This is a genomic window from Cobetia sp. ICG0124 (assembly GCF_004006355.1).
Taxonomy (GTDB): domain Bacteria; phylum Pseudomonadota; class Gammaproteobacteria; order Pseudomonadales; family Halomonadaceae; genus Cobetia; species Cobetia marina.
In genome coordinates, this window is the sequence record NZ_CP024893.1 from 2,860,255 (window position 1) to 2,880,072 (window position 19,818).

The 19,818-nt window shown below is 64.1% G+C and carries 14 protein-coding genes, 1 tRNA gene and 3 pseudogenes; 11 read left to right on the forward strand and 7 right to left on the reverse strand.

Annotated elements, in window-relative coordinates:
* Positions 1–7: 7 nt before the first annotated feature.
* Both CU110_RS13295 and CU110_RS13300 read right to left on the reverse strand, forming a co-directional pair.
* A complete protein-coding gene (locus CU110_RS13295; RefSeq protein ID WP_084209328.1) occupies positions 8–580 on the reverse strand; it encodes a PRC-barrel domain-containing protein in 573 nt (190 codons plus the stop codon).
* Positions 581–758: 178 nt separating this feature from the next.
* A pseudogene (locus CU110_RS13300) lies at positions 759–2,457 on the reverse strand (DEAD/DEAH box helicase).
* Positions 2,458–2,937: 480 nt separating this feature from the next.
* Here CU110_RS13300 and CU110_RS13305 point away from each other — a divergent pair.
* Positions 2,938–3,438: a YaiI/YqxD family protein gene (locus CU110_RS13305; protein ID WP_346427195.1), complete on the forward strand. Its 501-nt coding sequence runs from the start codon at positions 2,938–2,940 to the stop codon at positions 3,436–3,438.
* Positions 3,439–3,600: 162 nt separating this feature from the next.
* Here the strand turns inward: CU110_RS13305 and CU110_RS17300 are convergent.
* Together CU110_RS17300 and CU110_RS13315 are read right to left on the reverse strand one after the other, a co-directional pair.
* Positions 3,601–4,224 (reverse strand): annotated as a pseudogene (locus CU110_RS17300) (glutathione S-transferase C-terminal domain-containing protein); the annotation flags it as partial.
* The gene (locus tag CU110_RS13315) at positions 4,224–5,237 is read right to left on the reverse strand and encodes a LysR family transcriptional regulator (protein ID WP_240665394.1); all 1,014 of its coding nucleotides are present in this window, start codon (positions 5,235–5,237) and stop codon (positions 4,224–4,226) included. The gene CU110_RS13315 and the pseudogene CU110_RS17300, both read right to left, overlap by 1 nt.
* 499 nt (positions 5,238–5,736) lie before the next feature.
* Between CU110_RS13315 and CU110_RS13320 the strand changes: the two genes are divergently transcribed.
* Complete coding sequence (locus CU110_RS13320; protein ID WP_346427142.1) at positions 5,737–7,134, forward strand: peptidoglycan DD-metalloendopeptidase family protein; 1,398 nt, start codon at positions 5,737–5,739, stop codon at positions 7,132–7,134.
* A gap of 20 nt (positions 7,135–7,154) precedes the next feature.
* Here the strand turns inward: CU110_RS13320 and CU110_RS13325 are convergent, their stop codons facing one another.
* On the reverse strand, positions 7,155–7,382 hold the full coding sequence (locus CU110_RS13325; protein ID WP_077379159.1) for a hypothetical protein: 228 nt from the start codon (positions 7,380–7,382) through the stop codon (positions 7,155–7,157).
* Positions 7,383–7,471: 89 nt separating this feature from the next.
* Positions 7,472–7,705, reverse strand: coding sequence for a hypothetical protein (locus tag CU110_RS13330; protein ID WP_065392415.1), 234 nt, complete (start codon positions 7,703–7,705; stop codon positions 7,472–7,474).
* Positions 7,706–7,765: 60 nt separating this feature from the next.
* On the opposite strand from CU110_RS13330, the gene CU110_RS13335 reads away from it, so the two are divergent.
* Positions 7,766–8,323, forward strand: a complete 558-nt coding sequence (locus tag CU110_RS13335) for a PRC-barrel domain-containing protein (protein WP_084209333.1) — start codon at positions 7,766–7,768, stop codon at positions 8,321–8,323.
* A 2-nt stretch (positions 8,324–8,325) separates the two neighbouring features.
* On the opposite strand, the gene CU110_RS13340 is transcribed toward CU110_RS13335, so the two are convergent.
* Positions 8,326–8,402 (reverse strand) — tRNA-Ile (locus CU110_RS13340).
* 106 nt (positions 8,403–8,508) lie between these two features.
* On the opposite strand from CU110_RS13340, the gene CU110_RS13345 reads away from it, so the two are divergent.
* From CU110_RS13345 to CU110_RS16325, 8 genes and pseudogenes are all read left to right on the forward strand, one after another.
* Entirely contained in the window at positions 8,509–9,066 is a 558-nt protein-coding gene (locus CU110_RS13345; RefSeq protein ID WP_127736305.1) for a hypothetical protein, read from the forward strand.
* 129 nt (positions 9,067–9,195) lie between these two features.
* Positions 9,196–11,328, forward strand: coding sequence for a TonB-dependent siderophore receptor (locus tag CU110_RS13350; protein ID WP_084209335.1), 2,133 nt, complete (start codon positions 9,196–9,198; stop codon positions 11,326–11,328).
* A gap of 296 nt (positions 11,329–11,624) precedes the next feature.
* Positions 11,625–13,313, forward strand: coding sequence for an aspartate aminotransferase family protein (locus CU110_RS13355; protein ID WP_084209337.1), 1,689 nt, complete (start codon positions 11,625–11,627; stop codon positions 13,311–13,313).
* A complete protein-coding gene (locus CU110_RS13360) occupies positions 13,306–14,862 on the forward strand; it encodes a SidA/IucD/PvdA family monooxygenase (RefSeq protein ID WP_084209338.1) in 1,557 nt (518 codons plus the stop codon). The genes CU110_RS13355 and CU110_RS13360 overlap by 8 nt, the downstream gene beginning before the upstream one ends.
* Entirely contained in the window at positions 14,859–17,540 is a 2,682-nt protein-coding gene (locus tag CU110_RS13365; RefSeq protein ID WP_205632713.1) for a GNAT family N-acetyltransferase, read from the forward strand. The genes CU110_RS13360 and CU110_RS13365 overlap by 4 nt, the downstream gene beginning before the upstream one ends.
* Before the next feature lie 77 nt (positions 17,541–17,617).
* A complete protein-coding gene (locus CU110_RS13370) occupies positions 17,618–18,235 on the forward strand; it encodes a sigma-70 family RNA polymerase sigma factor (RefSeq protein ID WP_127736308.1) in 618 nt (205 codons plus the stop codon).
* On the forward strand, positions 18,139–18,906 hold the full coding sequence (locus CU110_RS13375) for an ATP-binding cassette domain-containing protein (protein WP_084209339.1): 768 nt from the start codon (positions 18,139–18,141) through the stop codon (positions 18,904–18,906). Before CU110_RS13370 ends, CU110_RS13375 begins: the two co-directional genes overlap by 97 nt.
* 75 nt (positions 18,907–18,981) lie before the next feature.
* Positions 18,982–19,704, forward strand: a pseudogene (locus tag CU110_RS16325) (ABC transporter substrate-binding protein); the annotation flags it as partial.
* Positions 19,705–19,818: the final 114 nt, after the last annotated feature.

Below are 19,818 nucleotides of genomic sequence, written 5' to 3' on the forward strand. Positions count from 1 at the left end.
TCAGATGCTATCGATCGCCCTCACCTTCAAGTTGCTTGCCCAGTGAACGCAGCACCTCCGCCGCCTGGTTGCGGAAGCTGTCCAGCCCGTTGCCGACCTCCCCCATGCTGCGTTCCAGCTGACGCGAGAGCCGATTGGAAAGCGGTTGATCCGCGCGTGCCGCCAGCTGCTCCGGCGTCATGTCGAGCACCAGGCGGTAGCGGATGTCGCCGGGGGCCGCGGCGGCGAGCGGATCACTGACGGCTTCACGAGTGAAGCGCGCGAAGTCGATGCTGGCCGCCTTGTCACCGCCTTGCGGGCGGACCAACAGACGATGGATCTGGCCACGCGTATCACTGAGCACATCCTCGACCCGACCCAGCACCTCGCCCTGCGGCGTGACCACCGGCGACAGCCGCAGGGCCTCCAGCGAGACCAGCGGGACGCGAATCTCCGGCGTGGCGCTGCTGGCGGGCATGCCGGACTCGGCATGGGCCGCGCTGAGCGACAACCAGGGTGTCGCCAGCAGAGCGCACAGCATCAGCTGGCGGGCGGGCGCGGCCTTCAGGCCACGGCGCAGGGCATCGAGTGAAGAGATCATGTGGGCATCCTCGGGAAATGATGGACGGTGGACGCTCCACCGCTATGCCAGAACAGGATACCAGCCCCTGTGGCGCCTTTCGTCCAGGCACAAAAAAACCGGCACCTCGTGAGAGGTACCGGTCTTTTCAGCAGCCGTGGCCAGCACTGTGTTCAGCGCCGGCCAGACTCAGGCCTGATCAGGCGCGACGACGGTCGTCGTTGCCACCTTCACGGCGCTGCGGACGAGCGCCCGCACCGTCTTCTGCCAATTCCAGCGGACGGCCAGCGACGCGAGCACGCGCCATCTTGGACACGATGCTGGTCGGCAGACCGCTCGGCAGTTCCACGACACTGTGCGTGTTGCGGATGTCGATGCGACCGATGCGCGAACCTTCGATGCCACCTTCGTTGGCGAGAGCGCCAACCAGCTGACCCGGCTTGACGCCGTCACGATGGCCGACGGCCACACGGTAGAGCTTCATGCCTTCACGTGCGACCGGCGCAGAGCTGCGACGCTCACCACGCTCCGGACGCTCCGCTCCGCTCAGGACGCTCGTTGCGACGCGCACCCGGCTTCGGCAGGGACTGGATCGGCGTCTCTTCGGCGCGAGCCATCTTGACGAAGACCGCGGCCAGCTCGACCGGATCATGACCTTCCTCGATCAGGCTCTGCACCAGGGCGCGGTGGCCATTGGAGCTGCTGCCCAGGGCTTCGACGACGCGAGCACGGAAGGCCGCGTCACGGTGAGCACGGATCTCTTCTTCGCTCGGCAGCTGGCGTTCGGTGATGCGCTGGCCCAGAGCCTGCTCCATCCAGCGAACCTTGCGCATCTCGCGACCGCTGACGAAGGTGATGGCGCGACCTTCACGACCGGCACGACCGGTACGGCCAGTACGGTGGACGAAGGATTCGCTGTCACCCGGCAGGTCGTAGTTGAAGACGTGGGTGATACGCGCCACGTCCAGACCACGAGCGGCGACGTCGGTCGCGACCAGCACGTCGACCTTGCCACGCTTCAGACGCGTCACGGTACGCTCACGCAGGGACTGGTCCAGATCACCGGACAGTGCCGCAGCGGAGATACCGCGAGCCATCAGCTGCTCGACGACGGTGGTACAGGCGGCACGAGTCCGCACGAAGACGATGGCGGCATCGACGGTCTCGACTTCCAGCAGGCGAGACAGCGCTTCCAGCTTGGCGCCGCCTTCGACACGCACCATCATCTGCTCGATGGTGGAAGCGGTCTTGGATTCAGACTTGATGGCCACCTTGATCGGGTCAACCAGGTAGCGGTTGACGATACGCTCGATCTCGGTCGGAAGCGTCGCGGAGAAGAACACGCGCTGTGCTTCCTTCGGGGTATCGGCGACGACGCGCTTGACGTCATCGATGAAGCCCATGCGCAGCATCTCGTCGGCTTCGTCCAGCACCAGGGCGGACAGGCCGTCGAGCTTCAGGCTCTTGCGATCCAGGTGGTCGATGACACGACCCGGAGTACCGACGACGATCTGGGCGCCGCTCTTCAGGCTGCGCATCTGCTCGCGGTAGTCCTGACCACCACACAGGGTGGCAACTTCCAGGCCACGCATGAACTGGCCGTAACGAGTGAAGTTGACAGCGACCTGCTGAGCCAGCTCACGGGTCGGAGCCAGCACGAGAACCTGCGGCTCGCGGCGGTCGAGGTCCAGACGGGTCAGCAGCGGCAGAGCGAAGGCCGCAGTCTTGCCGGTACCGGTCTGGGCCTGACCGATCATGTCACGGCCATCGAGCAGGCTCGGGATGGTCTGGGCCTGGATGGGGGACGGTGTTTCGTAGCCCAGCTTCTCGAGAGAGGTCAGGACGGCAGGCAGCAGGGCAAGATCGCTGAAGCGATCGACGACGGAAGTCGTGGTCATGTATATCTCACACCTAAATGGCTACAAGTGAAGCTTGTAGCTGAAGAATGGGTCGGCTTGAACCGACACGAAGCGTAAGGGCTCCGTCTGGCGATGCCGTCAGGCACGAGGCGCTGGCATCATCAGAAAAAACGTACGAGTGCTTGGACGTCTTGGCATGGACGGGCCCGGGTTGCTCTGATGGCAGACGCATTTCCGCTATCAGGCACAACGCTGCGGCGACCGTACAGCAACCAGAGGCTCTCCACTTGAGAGTCTCGGGGCGCTCCATCATGCACACTGTGGACTGGGACGGGTCTTGCGTCGCGGCGGCCGGACATCGAAGGATCGAGGGGTCACGGAGGGCTCGGGGCAAGCTACGCCACTCGGTCCGGGAGGCGCGAAATCACCGGCTTCGGCTACTCAGGATGGTGGGTCACTACATGCGAGGAGCTGGCATTCTAGCAGTCCCTCGCGCATTCTGCATCCTTTCTTTTGACCTTGGTCGCAGGCCAGGCGTCTACCGGCCCCGCCGAGCCCATCACCACGCTGTGGGTCGATGCTGACGCCTGCCCGCGCGCGGCGCGCGACATCCTGGTCCGCGCCGCGGAGCGGACCGCGACCCCCACCTGGTTCGTGGCCAATCATCAGGTGCCGCTGCCACGCTCGGTGCATGTCAAGGCACTGTCCGTCCCTGCCGGTGCCGATGCGGCGGACCAGTTGATCGTCGAGCGCGCCCGGCCCGGCGACATGGTGATCACGTCCGACCTGCCGCTGGCGCTGGAGGCGATCGAGAAAGGCGCGCTGGTGATGACGAGCCGCGGCGAGACACTGGATGCCAACAACATCCGCGCCAAGGTTCAGATGCGCGATTTCATGGAGAGCATGCGTTCCAGCGGCGAACACACCGGCGGCCCCTCCGCCTATGGGCAGCGCGAGCAGCGCGACTTCGGCAATGCGCTGGACCGCTGGCTGGCCAAGGCCAGACGAACCAGGCCGTGAGGCCGAGCGAATGCCCTGCCCTGTCAGGCGCTCACGATCATGCGGTGCCTCGAGATCCAGCGTCGGGCCGAGGGGCACGATACCGGTCGGATTCACCGCCAGCTGACTGCCGTAGTAGTGGGTCTTGATCTGCGCGAGATCGCAGGTCTCGGCGACGCCCGGCCACTGGTACAGCTCGCGCAGGTAATTCGAGAGATTGGGATAGTCACTGATGCGGCGCTGATTGCACTTGAAGTGGCCGTGATAGACGACATCGAAGCGCAGCAGCGTGGTGAAGAGGCGGATGTCCGCTTCGGTCAACCACTCACCGACCAGATAGCGCGAGTCGGCCAGACGGCGTTCCAGTGAATCCAGGCAGGCGAACAGCGCGGTGAAGTGACGCTCATAGGCCTGCTGGCGGGTGGCAAAACCGGTCTTGTAGACGCCATTGTTGACCTTGTCGTAGATCTCGGCATTGAGAGCGTCGATCTCGCCGCGCAGGTCTTCGGGAGAGAAGTCCAGGTCATTGCCGGTCAGCGGATCGAAGGCGTCGTTGAAGATGCGCACCAGGTCAGCGGATTCGTTGTTGACGATGCACCCCGCCTTGCGATCCCACAGCGCCGGTACGGTGACACGGCCGGTGTAGTGCGGGTCGGTCATGGTGTAGAGCTGATGGTGGTAGCGCACGCCGTTGATCGGATCGCCACTGGAGCCCTCTTCCTCGAGATAGCTCCAGCCATGTTCCAGCATGTAGGGGCTGGTGAAGGACATGCCCACGACCGACGTCAGTCCCTTGAGAGAGCGCATCACCAGCGCACGGTGGGCCCACGGACAGGCCAGCGAGACATAGAGATGGTAGCGCCCGACTTCGGCGGGCACGGCAGACTGGCCGTCAGGGCCCTGCTCGGCCGTACCGGGGGGTACGACCCAGTCACGCAGGCTGGCACTCTCGCGCTTGAATTCCCCGCCATTGCTGTCGGTATCGTAACCACGGTTCTGCCAGGTGCCATCGACCAGTAAGCCCATATCTCACGCTCGCCGCCGTTGAGCAAGGGCAAGGGCACGAGTGCCCCCTGGGTCAGCGCCTGCGAGATTCGTGAACGCGGCAGCCAGGCAAAGCCCAGGCCACGCTCGGCGAGATCGACGGACGTCGCCAGATGACTCACCGTCCAGCGCTCTTCTGCCTTCAGCCAGCCGGCATCCATGCCTGTCGAGCGACTGCTGTCGCGCACCACCAGCTGCCGATGCTGTTCGAGGTCACGCAGATCCAGCGGCCGTCCCAGCGCATGCAGGGGATGCCTTGGCGCCGCTACCGCCACGAAGGTTTCCCGCACCAGCAGGCTACCAAGCTGCCCTTCCTGTGGCAGCGCGCTGACCAGCAGATCGACCTGGCCGGCATCCCAGAGCTCACTGCCACCCGTCAGGGTGGTTTCGTGCAGCTGTATCCGTACCTGGGGATAGGCCGCGGAGAACCCCTCCAACGCACGGGCCAGCAGGTCCGAGGGAAACAGCTGGTCCACGGCCAGGCTTATCTCGCTCTCCATGCCTTGTGACAGCGCCTGGGCCACATCCTCCAGCGCGCTGGCACTCTCGATCAACTGGCGTGCGCGACGCAGGAGCATCTCGCCGGCCTCGGTCAGGCGCACGTTGCGCCCCACCGGCTCCAGCAACGGCACTCCCAGCAACGCCTCCAGGCGATGCACCGCATGATTGAGCGTGGAGGGGCTCTTGTGCACGGCCTCGGCGGCTCGGGCAAAACTGCCATGATCGACCACGGCGGCCAGCATCTGCCATTGGGCCAGAGTCACTCGAGACGACATCGGACATTCTCTTACAAAATTTAACAGCAAGCAGATATTACTGTGAGAACAGCGTTTCTTAAGCAAAAATGGCGGGATTTTCGACTGTCCTCATAAAACAGACACCGCTAGCACGACCCCTGATGATCAAAACAGGGTTGAATTCCTAATACTGGACATGTGTCCAGCCTATCGAATGCGCAAAAGCTTGGTTAAGGTTCGGATGCGAATCTGTCGTCTTCTGTTCTGTTCACTTCATCACATCATCGGTCAACTATGCTGCGAATCCTTCATTCGCTCCCACGCGTGCACAAGTATCTTCTTTTACCTGTTGCCACAATGGTCACCGTGCTGGGCGCTCACAAGCTTCTTGAAACTCTGGACTCTCAAGAGATCTCACCTGCCTCTCGCCACCTCGCCATCGACCTGGCCAATGCCAGCTCGGAGGTGACGAACGCATTACCGGTTGCCATCGCGCACGCGCAACAGACGCCTGCTCCGCTGGCCACGGCCTGGCGAGGTGCCACTCTCCGCGCTGACGCCGAGTGAGGTCATCGATGTCGACTTCGACATGCCGGTGATGTTGACCGACGCCAACTACCCTGCCGGTGAAGCTGAGCCCGGCCCGATCGTGGCACTGGCACCTTCTGCCGTGAAGACGGCCGAGGCGGTGATCGCCACCGCGACCGATGAGCAGGCCGGCGGGACCTCCTACGATGATCTGTCCGTCGATCCGGTCGAGCTGGGCGAGAGCCCGACGCTGCAGACCGAACTGGCAGCCAAGGAAGTCTATGTCCCGGAATGGCAGACCTACACCGTTCAGGCGGGCGACACCTTTGCCGTGATGGCGGAGCGTTCTCTGGGGCTCGGCTATCGCGAGACCACCCGCATCATCAAGTCGCTGCCGGACAAGCGTGTGCTGACCCACTGGCGCATCGGTGACAGCCTCGACTACAAGCTCGACGAGGACGGCAACCTGCTGGCGCTGCGCATCATGAAGGATGCGCGTCGCGGCTTCATGGTCAAGCGTGACCCTCAGCAGGATTCCTTCAGCGTCGCCAAGATAGAGAAGGCCACTCAAGCGACCCAGCGTCTATTCGCCGGTACCGTCAGCGGCAGCTTCTCGCTCTCGGCGGAGGCCACCGGTCTTGGCGTGGCGGATGTCACCCAGCTGACCCAGGTACTGGGCAAGAAGATCGATTTCCGTCGCGATACCCGCAAGGGCGACAAGTTCCAGGTGCTGGTCGAGTCCGACATGATCGATGGCACCAGCACCGACTCGCGCATTCTGGCCGCCCGCTACGAGGGTACCCGCAAGTCATTGACCGTGGTGCGCAATGCCGCCGATGGCCGCTACTACACTCCGGACGGCAAGGGGCTCGACCCGGCCTTCAATCGCTACCCGCTGGCTCACAAGGCGCGCATCAGCTCGCCCTTCAACCTGAGCCGCCGCCATCCGGTCACTGGTCGCATCAGCCCGCACAAGGGCACCGACTTTGCCGTTCGCGTCGGTACACCGGTCCTGTCCACGGCTGATGGCGTGGTCGAACTGGTCGGCAACCACCCGCTGGCGGGCCGCTACCTCGTGCTGCGCATGGACAATGGCTACAAGACCCGCTACCTGCACCTCTCCAGACCTCTGGTCAAGAAAGGCGAGCGCGTGAAGATGGGTGAGAAGATCGCCCTGTCCGGCAATACCGGCCGCTCCACCGGCCCGCACCTTCACTATGAGGTGATGGTCAACAATCGTCAGGTCGATGCCATGCGCGTCCAGCTGCCGAACAACAAGTCTCTGTCCGGCAAGGCGCTGGCCGCCTTCAAGCGTGAGTCACAGAACATGCTGGCCAAGCTGGAAGCCGCCGACAACACCGGCGCCATCGCCAAGGCATCGACGCCGACGGGCTCTGACGAAAGCTGATTCGCGCCCCGGTGATGTCGTTACTTCTTGATACCCTTGTTGGCGGCCTGCTCCAGCAGCTCTTCGGCTTCACTGGACGCCCCCTCCTCGCGCATCCTGGCCACATCCGCATACAGGCAGACGTAAGTGCCGCACGAGGCGCAGAAGACCTTGTCTTCCGGATTGTGCACCTGAGAGACGCGCATCCGCTTGCTACCACAGTCGGGGCACGGCTTGGGGATACGCAGTTCCTCGGATAGATCGGACATGTAACAGCCTCCTGTGCAGTCTCTGGCAAAAAAATCCCGGCCAATGGCCGGGAAAACACTCTCAGGCAGAACAGGACCTGAATCGGGAGTCAAGCCTGTGCATCAAGCTGCTTGATCACCTGGTTGGCCATCAAGGCAGGGTCGATGGTGGCACGCTTGCGAGCGCTGGCTTCAAGCCGGTCGCGCAGCATGAACCACACCCCGAGAAATTCGTCGCACTCGGCGCAGCTCACGATATCGTCATCTGCCGGGCTTTCTCCCAGATTGACGCGATTGCTGCCACAACGTGAACACTCCATGGGAACCTTGCGCACTGCGTTCATCTCGATGCCCTCCGCTGGATCCTTGATGAAAACTCTGAATCGACACGCAAGGAGTACGGCATGAGCAAGATGAACCGCAAACAGATTCTGGGTGCGATCACCGCGACCACTCTGCTGACCACCTCCGGCCTGGCCATGGCCAATCCGCAGGGACTCTACTCCGCTGATGAACTGATGGATGCTGACGTCTATCTGCAGAACGACGACCAGCAAGTCGTGGGTGAAGTGGAAGATGTGCTGCTCGACGACAACATGCAGGTCGCCGCGCTGGTGGTCGAGAGTGATGAAGTGCTGGGCCTTGATGATCAGCAGTACGTGGTCGAGACCGGCAAGTTCACGCTGGAAACCCGTCAGGGTGACGACATCGACAATCTCGAATATCGCATTCATGTGAACATGGATGAGGCTCAGCTCAAGGAACAGCCGCAGTACACCACCGACTGGTGGCAGGACACTCGCAAGAGCGCGGCCGCTGCCTGGGATGAGACCAAGGACACCGCTGCCAGCGCCTGGCAGGACACTCGTCAGGCAACAGCCAATGCCCTGACCTCGGCAGGCAACGCGATCAGCGGTGCCGCCAATGACGCCCAGGATGAGATGACAGACGAGACTCAGTGATATGGTGGGCCCAGCAGGACTTGAACCTGCGACCAATCGATTATGAGTCGAGTGCTCTAACCAACTGAGCTATGGGCCCGGACAGCGCCGCTATGATAGCGAAAGCCAAAGCGTCAGGAAAGCCCGAAAACTCAACAACATAGCGCCTTCGCGCCCCTATCAAGGCCCTCGCCCTGGCCGTTGCCATGAGTGGTATCGGCATCAGCGTGCCCAGCCAGGCAGCCTGGCAGCTGATCCCGGATGCCAGTGGCGCCACCGCCACGCTGACCGAACAGAAGGCGCAGGGCAATGTCGAGCACGTCCACCACCTGCGTGGGTTGAGCGGCACCGTCGGTGATGACGGCAAGATGAGCATTCCGCTCAGCGTCGGTCAGACCGACCTGCTGGACAAGGTCGGCGAGCTGCCGCCGTGGCTGTCAGGCGTCAGCCAGATGCGTCTCGCCACCCTGATACTGAATCTGGACCCCGTGGCTCTGGCAGCGCTGGAGACAGGCAGGACGACACGCATGCAGGTGCCCTTCACGGCCACCGATGGCAACCGCACTCACCGCGATACCCTGCCCCTGAACGTGACCCGCGAGAGTGCCGACCGCCTGAGCTTCGCCAACGCCGAGCCCATGGCGCTGGACAGCGCGGAAGTCGCCAAGAACCAGGTCGGCAGTACCCTGCTTGGCCTGCTGGGCTATGGCAATCTGGTCGGCGATATCCCCATCACGCTGCAGGGCGAGATGCAGGACCGCTGATCCCCCGCATAACAAAAATAATTCTCATTCATGGTTCAGAAATACCAACCCTGTACGTCTTCCCTCAGGAGAGAACGACAAACAAGAAGCATTCGCAAAAACATCATTCAGGATGGAACATCGTCACTCATGAAAGACTCCGCCACGCGACACCCGCATCAATCCCCATTGCTTTCACTGCCACGGCACCCGCTGGCACTGGCGATTGCCCTGAGCCTACCCTTCACCGGGCAGGCCGTGGCGGCCGACCATCGGGATGCTCAGGACGAGCAGCTGGATACCATGACGGTCACCACCACGGCGGCTACCAAGACGCAGACCGGTTACCTGGAAACTCCCCAGGCTGTCTCCACCATCACCCGTGATGACATCGACAAGCGCGCCGCCGAGACGGTGCAGCGTGCCGCGGACTACACGCCGGGCGTGTTCACCAATCAGATCGGTGCTTCCAACCGCTATGACTATCTGGTCCTGCGCGGCTTCTCCGATGGCAGTGTCAGCAACACCTTCCTGGATGGTCTGAAGCTGATGGGTGACTCGGGCTCCTACAGCTCGATGACCATCGACCCCTACTTCCTCGACAGCATCGAAGTCGTCAAGGGGCCGTCCTCCGTCCTCTACGGCCGCTCCTCGCCGGGTGGTCTGGTCGCGATGCAGTCCAAGCGCCCCGAGTTCCAGGACTCCGGCCAGGTGCGTTTCACCGTCGGTGACGACAACGAGCGCAGCGCGGCCTTCGATCTCACCGGCCCGCTGGACGACGAGAAGCGCATCGCCTATCGCCTGACCGGCCTTGCCAGCGCCGAAGACACCCAGGTCGATTCCGTCAGCGAAGAACGTTATGCCTTCTCGCCACAGGTCACCATGGATGTCACCGACGACACCACCGTCACCCTGATGGGCTACTTCCAGAAGGACCCGGAAGGCGGCTACCACTCAGGCCTCCCCTACGAGGGCACGGTGGTGAGTCACGACGGCATCAAGCTCGGCAACGACTTCTACGAAGGCGACGAGGACTACGAGGAATTCGATCGCACCGAACGCATGCTCGGCTATGACTTCGAGCATCGCTTCAATGACGATGTCACCGCGCGCCAGAAATTCCGCTACCTGCGTTCCGACGTGGATCTCGAGCAGGTCTACGCCTATGGCTGGGCCTCGGATACCGAGCTGACCCGCTACTACTCCGGTGGCGAGGAAAGCCTGCGTGCCTGGACGGTCGACAACCAGCTGGAGACCCGCTTCTCCACCGGCGACATCGATCACACCCTGCTGTTCGGTGCCGATTATCAGACCCGCACCAACGACGTGGACTGGGAATACGGGACCGCCAGCTCGCTGGACGTCACCAGCAGCAGCGATGCCGATGTCTCCATCTATGCCACCGAGAACCAGAAGCGTGAACTGGATCAGACCGGTGTCTACTTGCAGGATCAGCTCAGCTGGGGCCGCTGGAACCTGGCCGCCGGCCTGCGTCAGGACTGGGTCAACATCAAGAATACCGATCGCGACTACAACACCAGCAGTGAGCTGAACGACAACGAGATGAGCGGCCGTATCGGCCTGATCTACGGCTTCGACAACGGCATCTCGCCCTACGTCAGCTACTCCACGTCCTTCTCGCCGAACTCCTACACCGACGAGGATGGCGACCTGCTCGACCCGACCACCGGCAAGCAGGTGGAAGTCGGCATGAAGTACCAGCCCAACGGCACGCGTGATCAGTACAGCGTCTCGCTGTTCCGCATCAATCAGGAAAACGTCGCCTCCAAGGACCCGGAAGACAGCTACTACACGTCCTACGGCGAGATCGAGTCCCAGGGCCTGGAGCTGGAAGCCCGCACCCAGCTGACCCGCGACTTCGCGCTGCAGGCCGGTTACAGCTACACCGACGTGACCTATGCCAAGGCGGAAGATGGCACCGAAGGCAACGATGCCAACCAGGTGCCGAAGCACCAGGTCAGCGTCTGGGGTGACTACGCCTTCAACGAGGGCCCTCTGACCGGCCTGAATGCCGGCCTTGGCGTGCGTTACTACGCCGACATGTGGGCGGATTCCGAGAACACCGAGAAGGTCCCGAACTACGCACTCGTCGATGCCCTGGTCGGCTACGACCTGAGCCAGGTCGGCTGGAGCGGCACCAGCGTGCAACTCAACGTCAGCAACCTGTTCGACAAGGAATACATCGCGTCCTGCTACAGCACCAGCTTCTGCTACTACGGTGCCGAGCGCAGCGTGACCGCGACACTGACCTATGATTTCTGATTCCGACACGTCCGCCGTCCGTCGATTCTGAATCGACCCGCATGACCCGCCGGCGGCAAGGATGTCGCCGGCACCATCGCCCTGAACCACTCGTCGTCTGATACCTCTGGCGTGTGCCGCACATGACATCGAGATTGCCCGACAGGATTGCCCGACACAGGGGCGCTCGGTGACGACTCACTCTACGCGGCACTTGATGAATGTCCTGACTGGTCCTCGCTCCTGTGCCACCTGCCCTGGCTGGCTGCGAGTCTCTTCCAAGTCTTTATCTGCGAACATTCGCATAAGGTTATGTAATGCACAGCCTTCATGATTCCGCCGCCACCTATGGCGCGGCTGCAGGATCCCCCGCGTCTGCCCCCCAGGCCGCTGCCGCCGCGAGCTCCCTGTCCCGCTCGCCCAGCGCCGCCCTGTTCTCACCTGCCAACATGGATGCCTGGCAGGCCGGCATGCAACGCATCAGCAGTCTGGTCGCCGAACAGCTCGAGAACGTTCAGCAACCCTTCAGCGGCATCACTCCGGAAGCCCTGCGCCCGGCCTTTGCCGAGCTGGATCTCGAGACGCCCCTCGAGAATCTGGAAGCGGGCCTGGAGGAGCTCCAGTCGCTCTACCTGAAGGATGCCGTCTATTTCCATCACCCGCGCTACATCGCACACCTCAACTGCCCGGTCGTGCTGCCGGGTGTCTGGGCGGAAAGCCTGCTCGGCGCGATCAATTCCTCCCTCGACACCTGGGATCAGAGCGCCGGCGGCACCCTGATCGAACAGCGCCTGATCGACTGGACCACCGAACGACTGGGCCTGGGTCCGACCGCGGACGGCATCTTCACCAGCGGCGGCACCCAATCCAACCTGATGGCGCTGCTGCTGGCGCGTGACGCGGTCTGCGAGAAGCTGCCCAACCACCCCGGCAACCAGACCCACGGCCTGCCGCCGGAAGCCGGGCGCCTGCGCGTCTTCGCCTCCGGCATCAGTCACTTCAGCCTGCAGAAGGCCTGTGCCCTGCTCGGCCTCGGCCACAACGCCGTCATCCCCGTCGCCGTGGATGAGCGTCGCCGCATGGACCCGATTGCCCTGCGTGAGGCGCTGGACAAGGCGCGCGCGGAAGGCCTGATTCCGATGGCCGTGGTCGGGACCGCCGGTACCACCGACTTCGGCAGCATCGACCCGCTGCAGGCCATCGGCCGTGAATGCCATGCACGTGGCATCTGGTTCCACGTCGATGGCGCCTACGGAGGCGGTCTGATCACCTCGCGTCGTCACGGTCACTGGCTCAAGGGCGTCGAGATGGCGGACTCCGTCACCATCGATTACCACAAGACCTTCTTCCAGCCGGTCAGCTGCAGCGCCTGCGTGGTGCGTGATCGCACCCAGCTGCGCCACGTCACCTATCACGCCGACTACCTCAACCCGGAACTCCAGGCCCGCGAGGGCACACCGGATCAGGTCAACAAGAGCCTGCAGACCACGCGGCGCTTCGATGCGCTCAAGCTGTGGCTGACGCTGCGCCTGATGGGCGCCGATGCCCTCGGCGACATGCTCGATTGCGTGATCGACCTCACTCGCGAGGGCCATCAGCTGCTCGCGGCGGCACCGGACATCGATGTCGTTCAGGCCCCGGAGCTCAGCACCCTGGTGTTCCGCTTCCATGACGCCAACGAAGACACCCTCAGCGATGCACAGTGGGACGCCCTGAATCGCGAGATCCGCAAGCGCCTGTCGCGCAGCGGGGAAGCCATCGTCGCCGCCACCAAGGTCTCCGACCGTCAGTATCTGAAGTTCACGCTGCTCAACCCGGACACCACCCGCGACGACATCGCCGCGGTGGTCGAGCTGATCCGCCAGCATGGTCAGGCGCTGGTCAAGGCGCATCACCTCGCCGTCAGCACCACGGCCCAGGCAAGCCACGCCGCAGCACTGGCCGATGCCCCCGCCGCCAGCCGTCGCAGCCACACCACAGAAGCAAAGGAAATCCGTCATGCATGACACTTCGACTCCTCACGTCACCGACACAGCTGAAACGCGCAATGAGGTGCTCGACTTCGTCGCCATCGGCATCGGCCCCTTCAACCTGAGCCTTGCCTGTCTGAGCGAGCCGCTGGAGGACGTGAACGGCGTCTTCCTGGAGCGCAAGGCCGCCTTCGACTGGCACCCGGGCATGCTGCTGGAAGACGCCAGCATGCAGACGCCCTTCATGGCGGACATGGTCTCGCTGGCCGACCCGACCAGCCACTTCAGCTTCCTCAATTACCTGAAGCTGCATGACAAGCTCTACAACTTCTACATCCGCGAAGACTTCTTCCTGCTGCGCCGCGAGTACAACCAGTACTGCCAGTGGGCGGCGCGCGAGCTGACCAGCCTGCGTTTCGATCACGAGGTCCAGGACATCCAGCATGTCGGCGACATCTATGTGGTGCGCGGCACTCGCCCCAGCTCCGGCGAGGCCTTCGTCTATCGCGCACGCAAGCTGGTGCTGGGCACCGGCACCCAGCCGTATCTGCCCGGCGCTGCCGATGCGGTACGCGGCGAGGTGCCGGTGGCGGGCAGCCGCGTGTGCCACAACGCCCACTACCTGGCGCGCAAGGACGAACTGACGTCCCAGCCGGCCATCACCATCATCGGCTCCGGCCAGAGCGCCGCCGAGATCTATCTCGACCTGCTGCGCGAGATCGACCAGCACAGCTACCAGCTCAACTGGATCACGCGCTCGCCGCGCTTCTTCCCGCTGGAATACGGCAAGCTGACGCTGGAGATGACGTCACCGGATTACATCGACTACTTCCATGCCCTGCCGCGCGAACAGCGCAACACCCTGCTGGCGACCCAGAAGGGCCTCTACAAGGGCATCAATCTCGAACTGATCAACGAGATCTACGACACCCTCTACGCCAAGCAGCTGCAGGGCGTGGTGCCCACCACCCTGATGACCAATACCGAGCTGACCTCGCTGACTCGCGAGAGCGCCGATGGCGACTTCAGCCTGGGGCTCTATCAGCGCGAACAGCAGCAGGCATGGCGCCACGAGACCAGTGCCGTGGTACTGGCCACCGGCTATCACTACGTCGCCCCGCCCTTCTTGAAGAGCATCGAGTCACGCATCCGTCGTGACGCCGAAGGCCGCTACGCCGTCGGGCGCTTCTACGCCGTCGACGCGCAGAGCACCGCAGACGCCGAAGGCAATGAAGGTGACCAGTCGCCCTTTGCCGGCGAGATCTTCGTCCAGAACGCCGAGCTGCATACCCACTCGCTGGCCGCCCCGGACCTGGGCATGGCCTGCTATCGCAACAGCTGCATCCTGCGCGCCATCACCGGGCGTGAGGTCTATCCCATCGAGCGGCGCATCGCCTTCCAGAGCTTCGGCGCCCCGGGCGTTGAAAAGGGCAACGGCAACGGCTTCACGCCTCTGCCCGCCGCCCATCTGGCCTACGGCGAGACCGACCTGCATGCCAGTGCGGCCAGCGAAAAGACCGCCTCGTCCAGCACCGCCCCCACCGAGTCCTCACGCGCAGCGCAACACCGGGAGACCACCGCATGAACATGCCCGTCGACATCACCACCACCCGTGCCAACGCCCACAGCGCCGCGACCCCGGCCCAGCAGATCTTCGGCGAGACATCACTGGACACCTCCCCGGCACTCGACCTGCTGAGCCCGGTACCCGGCACACGTTTCACGCGCCGCTCGGTGGAGCTCGAACAGGCCCAGGCGCGCCTGCGCAAGCCGCAGGATGACAGCACGCCGGAGCGAGCGGAATTCGCGCTGCGTCCGCTGGATCTCGCCGCCGACATGGCGCTGGTGGACGAGTGGACCAGTGGCCCGCGCGCCAGCTTCTGGGGCATGAGCGAAGACCTGCTCACCACCAAGCACGATTTCTATCAGGGCCTGGAAGACAGTCGCCACGCCCAGGGCTGGCTCGGCCTCTACAACGACCAGCCGGCGTTTCTGGTCGAGCTGTATGACCCGGCACACGACCCGCTCGGCAAGCATTACGCCGTGCAGCCCGGCGACTTCGGCATGCACTTCCTCATCGCGCCGCGCAGCGATGACCAGGCCCCCATCAGCGGCTTCTCGCGTGCGGTGATCGAATCGATCATGGCGATGATCTTCGCCGGCCAGTTCCGTGACGAGCACGCCGCAGATACCGGTGAGGCAGTCCGCCCGGTCACTCGCGTGGTGGTCGAACCCGACAGCCGCAATACCGCCATTCACCCGCTGAATGCCGCCGTCGGCTTCGTCGATCACGGCCCGCTGGATCTCGACGGCAAGCCCGCGCGTCTGTGCTTCTGCTCCCCGCAGGACTTCCGCGCCGCCCTGGCGAGCCGCAGCCCGCGACTGGATACCGCCATCACCGCCAATCCGGCGGCGGCCGGCCAGCACCTCACCGGGCCGGACTGGCAGCAGGCCAATCGCCTGCTGGTGCGCAAGGCACTGGCCGAATTCAGCCATGAGCGCCTGATCCACCCGCAGTGTGCCGACGAGACCAACGCCCGCATCACGGATGGCTGGCATCATTACCGCCTGTCGCTGTCTGCCCCGGCGAGCGACAAGGCCCCCGTCAGTCGTCGTGCGGTGGAATATCGCTTCGTGGCGCGCCGCTTCCAGCTCGATCACTGGTTGATCGACGCGGCCTCCCTCCAGCGTCTGGACGCCAATGGCAAGGCCCTACCGCTGGATGCCCGCGAGCTGATTCTGGAGCTCAACGACGTGCTGGAGATTCCGCCGCGCCTGCTGCCGGTCTATCTCGAGGAAGTCAGCGCCACGCTCGCTTCCAGCGCCTGGAAGATGCAGCGCGCCGTGCGCGAGAATCAATCCGCCCGCGTGCTGGCCGGTGCCTCCTTCCAGACCCTGGAATCGGCGATGAGTGAAGGCCACCCGTGCTTTGTCGCCAACAATGGCCGCATGGGCTTCGATGCGCTGGACTACCGCGCCTACGCGCCGGAGGCCGCACAGCCCTTCGCGCTGGTGTGGATCGCCGTACATCGCGACAACGCGCATTACTCCGGCGTGGATGGTCTCGATCCGCGCCGTCTGCTGGAAGAGGAACTGGGTCACGCCGAACTGGCCCGCCTGGAGCATCAGCTGACGGCCAAGGGCCTCGATGCCGCCGATTACCTGATGATGCCGGTGCACCCGTGGCAGTGGAATCACAAGCTGGCGATCACCTTCGCCGCCGAGATCTCAAGCCAGCGCATCGTCTGTCTGGGACTTGGCGAGGACCGCTACCAGGCCCAGCAGTCGATCCGCACGCTCTACAACCGCAACCAGCCGGGCCGCCGCTACGTGAAGGTCGCGCTGTCGATCCTCAACATGGGCTTCATGCGCGGTCTGTCGCCCTATTACATGCGCGCCACGCCGGCCATCAACCAGTGGCTGCAGGGGCTGATCGACTCCGACCCGTCCTTCGAGACATGGGGCTTCCGTCTGCTGCGTGAAGTCGCCGCCATCGGCTATCGCGATGACGTGCTGGAAGATGCCGACCCGGCGGCCGTCGGCTATCGCAAGATGCTGGCCAGCCTATGGCGCGAGAGCCCGGAAGACGTCAAGGACGAGGGCGAGCGCCTGATGACCATGGCCGCGCTGCTGCACGTCGACAACGACGAGAAGGCGCTGCTGCCTGCGCTGATCGAGCGCTCCGGCATCGGCGCCGAAGCGTGGATCGACAAGTGGCTGACGGCCTACATGACGCCGCTGCTGCACTGCTACTTCAAGCATGATCTGGTGTTCATGCCGCATGGCGAGAACCTGATCATGCGCCTGCGCGATGGCGTGCCGTGTGGTGCACTGATGAAGGACATCGCCGAAGAGGCCGCGCTGTTCGCCACCGACGAGACCCGCGCCCTGGAGCTGCCGGAAGGAGTCGAGCGTCTGGTGGTCGAGGTGCCGGAACCGATCCGCATCCTGTCGCTGCTCACCGATATCTTCGACTGCATCTTCCGCTTCGCGGTACCGCTGCTGGTGCGCGAGCAGGTGATGACGGAAGACGCCTTCTGGTCACGCGTCGCGGCCTGCATCCATGACTACCAGGATGCGCACCCGGAGATGGCCGACAAGTTCGCGCGTCACGACCTGTTCGCGCCACGCTTCACGCTGTCGTGTCTCAACCGTCTGCAGCTGCGCAACAACCAGCAGATGGTCGACCTCACTGACCCCTCCGGTGCCTTGCAGCTCAAGGGAGAGCTGGACAACCCCATCGCCGCCTTCGCCCGCCACTGAGACCGCCTCCGAATGCTTCGCAGGCGGTCAGGCGCGTGCCTGCCAGACAGACATTGATAATGATTCGCAACACCAATATGATTGAGCTGCCCTCGCTGGACGCACTGTTTGCCCGCTATCACCAGGAGCTGATCGGATTCCTGACCCGTCAGCTGGCCTCGCATGATCTGGCGGAAGACATGTGCCATGACGTCTATCTGCGCCTCAGGATGACAGGGGAGCCGCCGCGCAATCCGCGCGCCTGGCTGTATCGGATCGCACGCAATCTGATCATCGATCATCACCGCCACCAGTCGCGCGCCCCGGTCTTCGAGGAAATGGAGGACGACGACGAGCGCCTCTCGGCGACACGCCTGGACCCCGAGCGCTGTCTCGCGCGGCGCCAGAAGCTTCAGGTGATCCAGCAGGCGCTCGCCGAGCAGCCCCACCATCTTCGTCAGTCACTCCTCTGGTATCGACTGGAAGGCGTGACCAAGCGTGAGATCGGCGAGCGTCTGGGGGTCTCGGAGCGCATGGCAGGCCGCTATGTCCAGCAGGCGCAACGCCATTGTGCGGATCGACTGACGGCCGCCGGCTGCTTTCGCGGTGAGACGCCTCAATGTTCACTCTCGACCAACTGCGCTTCACCCTCGGTCAGCGCTGTCTGCTGCAAGCCTCCGCGCTGGATTTCGCGCCGGGCAAGGTGCATGGCCTGATCGGTCACAACGGGTCCGGCAAGTCGACGCTGCTCAAGTTGCTGGCACGACAGATGCAGCCCACCAGCGGCCGACTGTCGCTGGATGCGCGTGCGCTCTCGGAATTCGGCAACCGTGAATTCGCACGCGCCGTGGCCTATCTCCCCCAGCACCTGCCGACCGCCGAAGCGCTGACCGGACGAGAGCTGGTCGCCTTCGGGCGCTATCCGTGGCACGGCCTGCTGGGGCGTCCCGGCGCCGAGGATGAGGCCGCCATCGAGCGCGCCATCGCACTGACCCACACCGAGGCCTTCGCCGACCAGCAGGTCGATACGCTCTCCGGCGGCGAGCGTCAGCGCGTGTGGCTGGCGATGCTGCTGGCCCAGGGCAGCCGCTATCTGCTGCTGGATGAACCGCTGGCGGCGCTGGATATCGCCCACCAGATCGAGGTGATGGAGCTGGTCTCGCATCTCAGCCACACCCTGGGACTGGGCATCATCATCGTGCTGCACGACATCAATCTGGCGGCGCGATATTGCGACCGTCTGGTAGCGCTCCACAGTGGCAAGGTGCTGGCCGAAGGCGCGCCCGACGAGATGATGAATCCCGCCACGCTCAAGGATATCTATGGCGTCGAGATGCAGGTGATCACCCCGGCGCATGGCCAGCAGCAGATCGCGGTGCCGGTATGAAGTGGCTGATGGCACTGATCGGCCTGAGCCTGCTGGCCGCGGGGTCCGCCAGCGCCGCCACGACGGGTGACGCCCATGAGGCAGGCACCAGCGGGCTTCGTCGATCGCCCCGTCGTGGCGCTGGACTGGACCCTGGCCGAGACCCTGACCGGACTCGGGGTGCGCGCCATGGGCGTGGGCCAGGTGGAGACCTACGCCAGCTGGGTGGCTCAACCGGCGCTGCCTCAAGGCACGCGGGATCTCGGCCTGCGCACCCAACCGAATCTGGAGCAGCTGGCCGCCCTCGCCCCCGATGACATCCTGATCAGCCCGATGCTCGCCAGCCTCACGCCACGCCTGTCGGCCATCGCGCCGGTCACCAGTGTCGCCATCTATACCCCGGATGCCGACACCTGGCAGACGCTGGTCGCGGCGACCCGCCAGCTGGGCAAGCTGACACAGCGCGAGCCACAGGCCGAGCAACTGATTCGCCAGAGCACGGCCCGACTGGCGGGCTACGCTGCCGCCTTGCGCCAGCAGAGCGCTCGCGAGGGTCAGGCGCTGCGCCCCCTGCTGATGGTGCAGTTCATGGATGACCGCCATGTGCGCATCTTCGGTGACAACAGCCTGTTCCAGGTGGTGATCGAGCGCATGGGCATCGACAATGCCTGGCAAGGCGATACCAATGCCTGGGGCTTCGCCACCGTCAGTCTCGAGAAGCTGGTGACCCTCAAGGGCCGCATGGTGGTGGTGGAACCCCTGCCACCCGGCGGACGCGAGGCCCTGGCGCGCAATGGTCTGTGGCAGGCCATGCCCGGCGTGCGTGAGAACAGCGCTGCCTCGGCGCCGCTGTTCCTGCCGCCGGTATGGAGCTTCGGCGCCCTGCCCTCGGCCAATCGCTTCGCCGACCTGCTCGCCGATCATCTGCTTGAC

Coding starts and splice junctions, on each gene's coding strand:
- CU110_RS13345 (WP_127736305.1), top strand. CDS start 8,509: ATGAGTGGTATCGGCATCAGCGTGCCCAGCCAGGCAGCCTGGCAGCTG.
- CU110_RS13350 (WP_084209335.1), top strand. CDS start 9,196: ATGAAAGACTCCGCCACGCGACACCCGCATCAATCCCCATTGCTTTCA.
- CU110_RS13370 (WP_127736308.1), top strand. CDS start 17,618: ATGATTGAGCTGCCCTCGCTGGACGCACTGTTTGCCCGCTATCACCAG.
- CU110_RS13335 (WP_084209333.1), top strand. CDS start 7,766: ATGAGCAAGATGAACCGCAAACAGATTCTGGGTGCGATCACCGCGACC.
- CU110_RS13360 (WP_084209338.1), top strand. CDS start 13,306: ATGCATGACACTTCGACTCCTCACGTCACCGACACAGCTGAAACGCGC.
- CU110_RS13330 (WP_065392415.1), bottom strand. CDS start 7,705: ATGAACGCAGTGCGCAAGGTTCCCATGGAGTGTTCACGTTGTGGCAGC.
- CU110_RS13365 (WP_205632713.1), top strand. CDS start 14,859: ATGAACATGCCCGTCGACATCACCACCACCCGTGCCAACGCCCACAGC.
- CU110_RS13315 (WP_240665394.1), bottom strand. CDS start 5,237: ATGTCGTCTCGAGTGACTCTGGCCCAATGGCAGATGCTGGCCGCCGTG.
- CU110_RS13295 (WP_084209328.1), bottom strand. CDS start 580: ATGATCTCTTCACTCGATGCCCTGCGCCGTGGCCTGAAGGCCGCGCCC.
- CU110_RS13325 (WP_077379159.1), bottom strand. CDS start 7,382: ATGTCCGATCTATCCGAGGAACTGCGTATCCCCAAGCCGTGCCCCGAC.
- CU110_RS13355 (WP_084209337.1), top strand. CDS start 11,625: ATGCACAGCCTTCATGATTCCGCCGCCACCTATGGCGCGGCTGCAGGA.
- CU110_RS13375 (WP_084209339.1), top strand. CDS start 18,139: ATGTTCACTCTCGACCAACTGCGCTTCACCCTCGGTCAGCGCTGTCTG.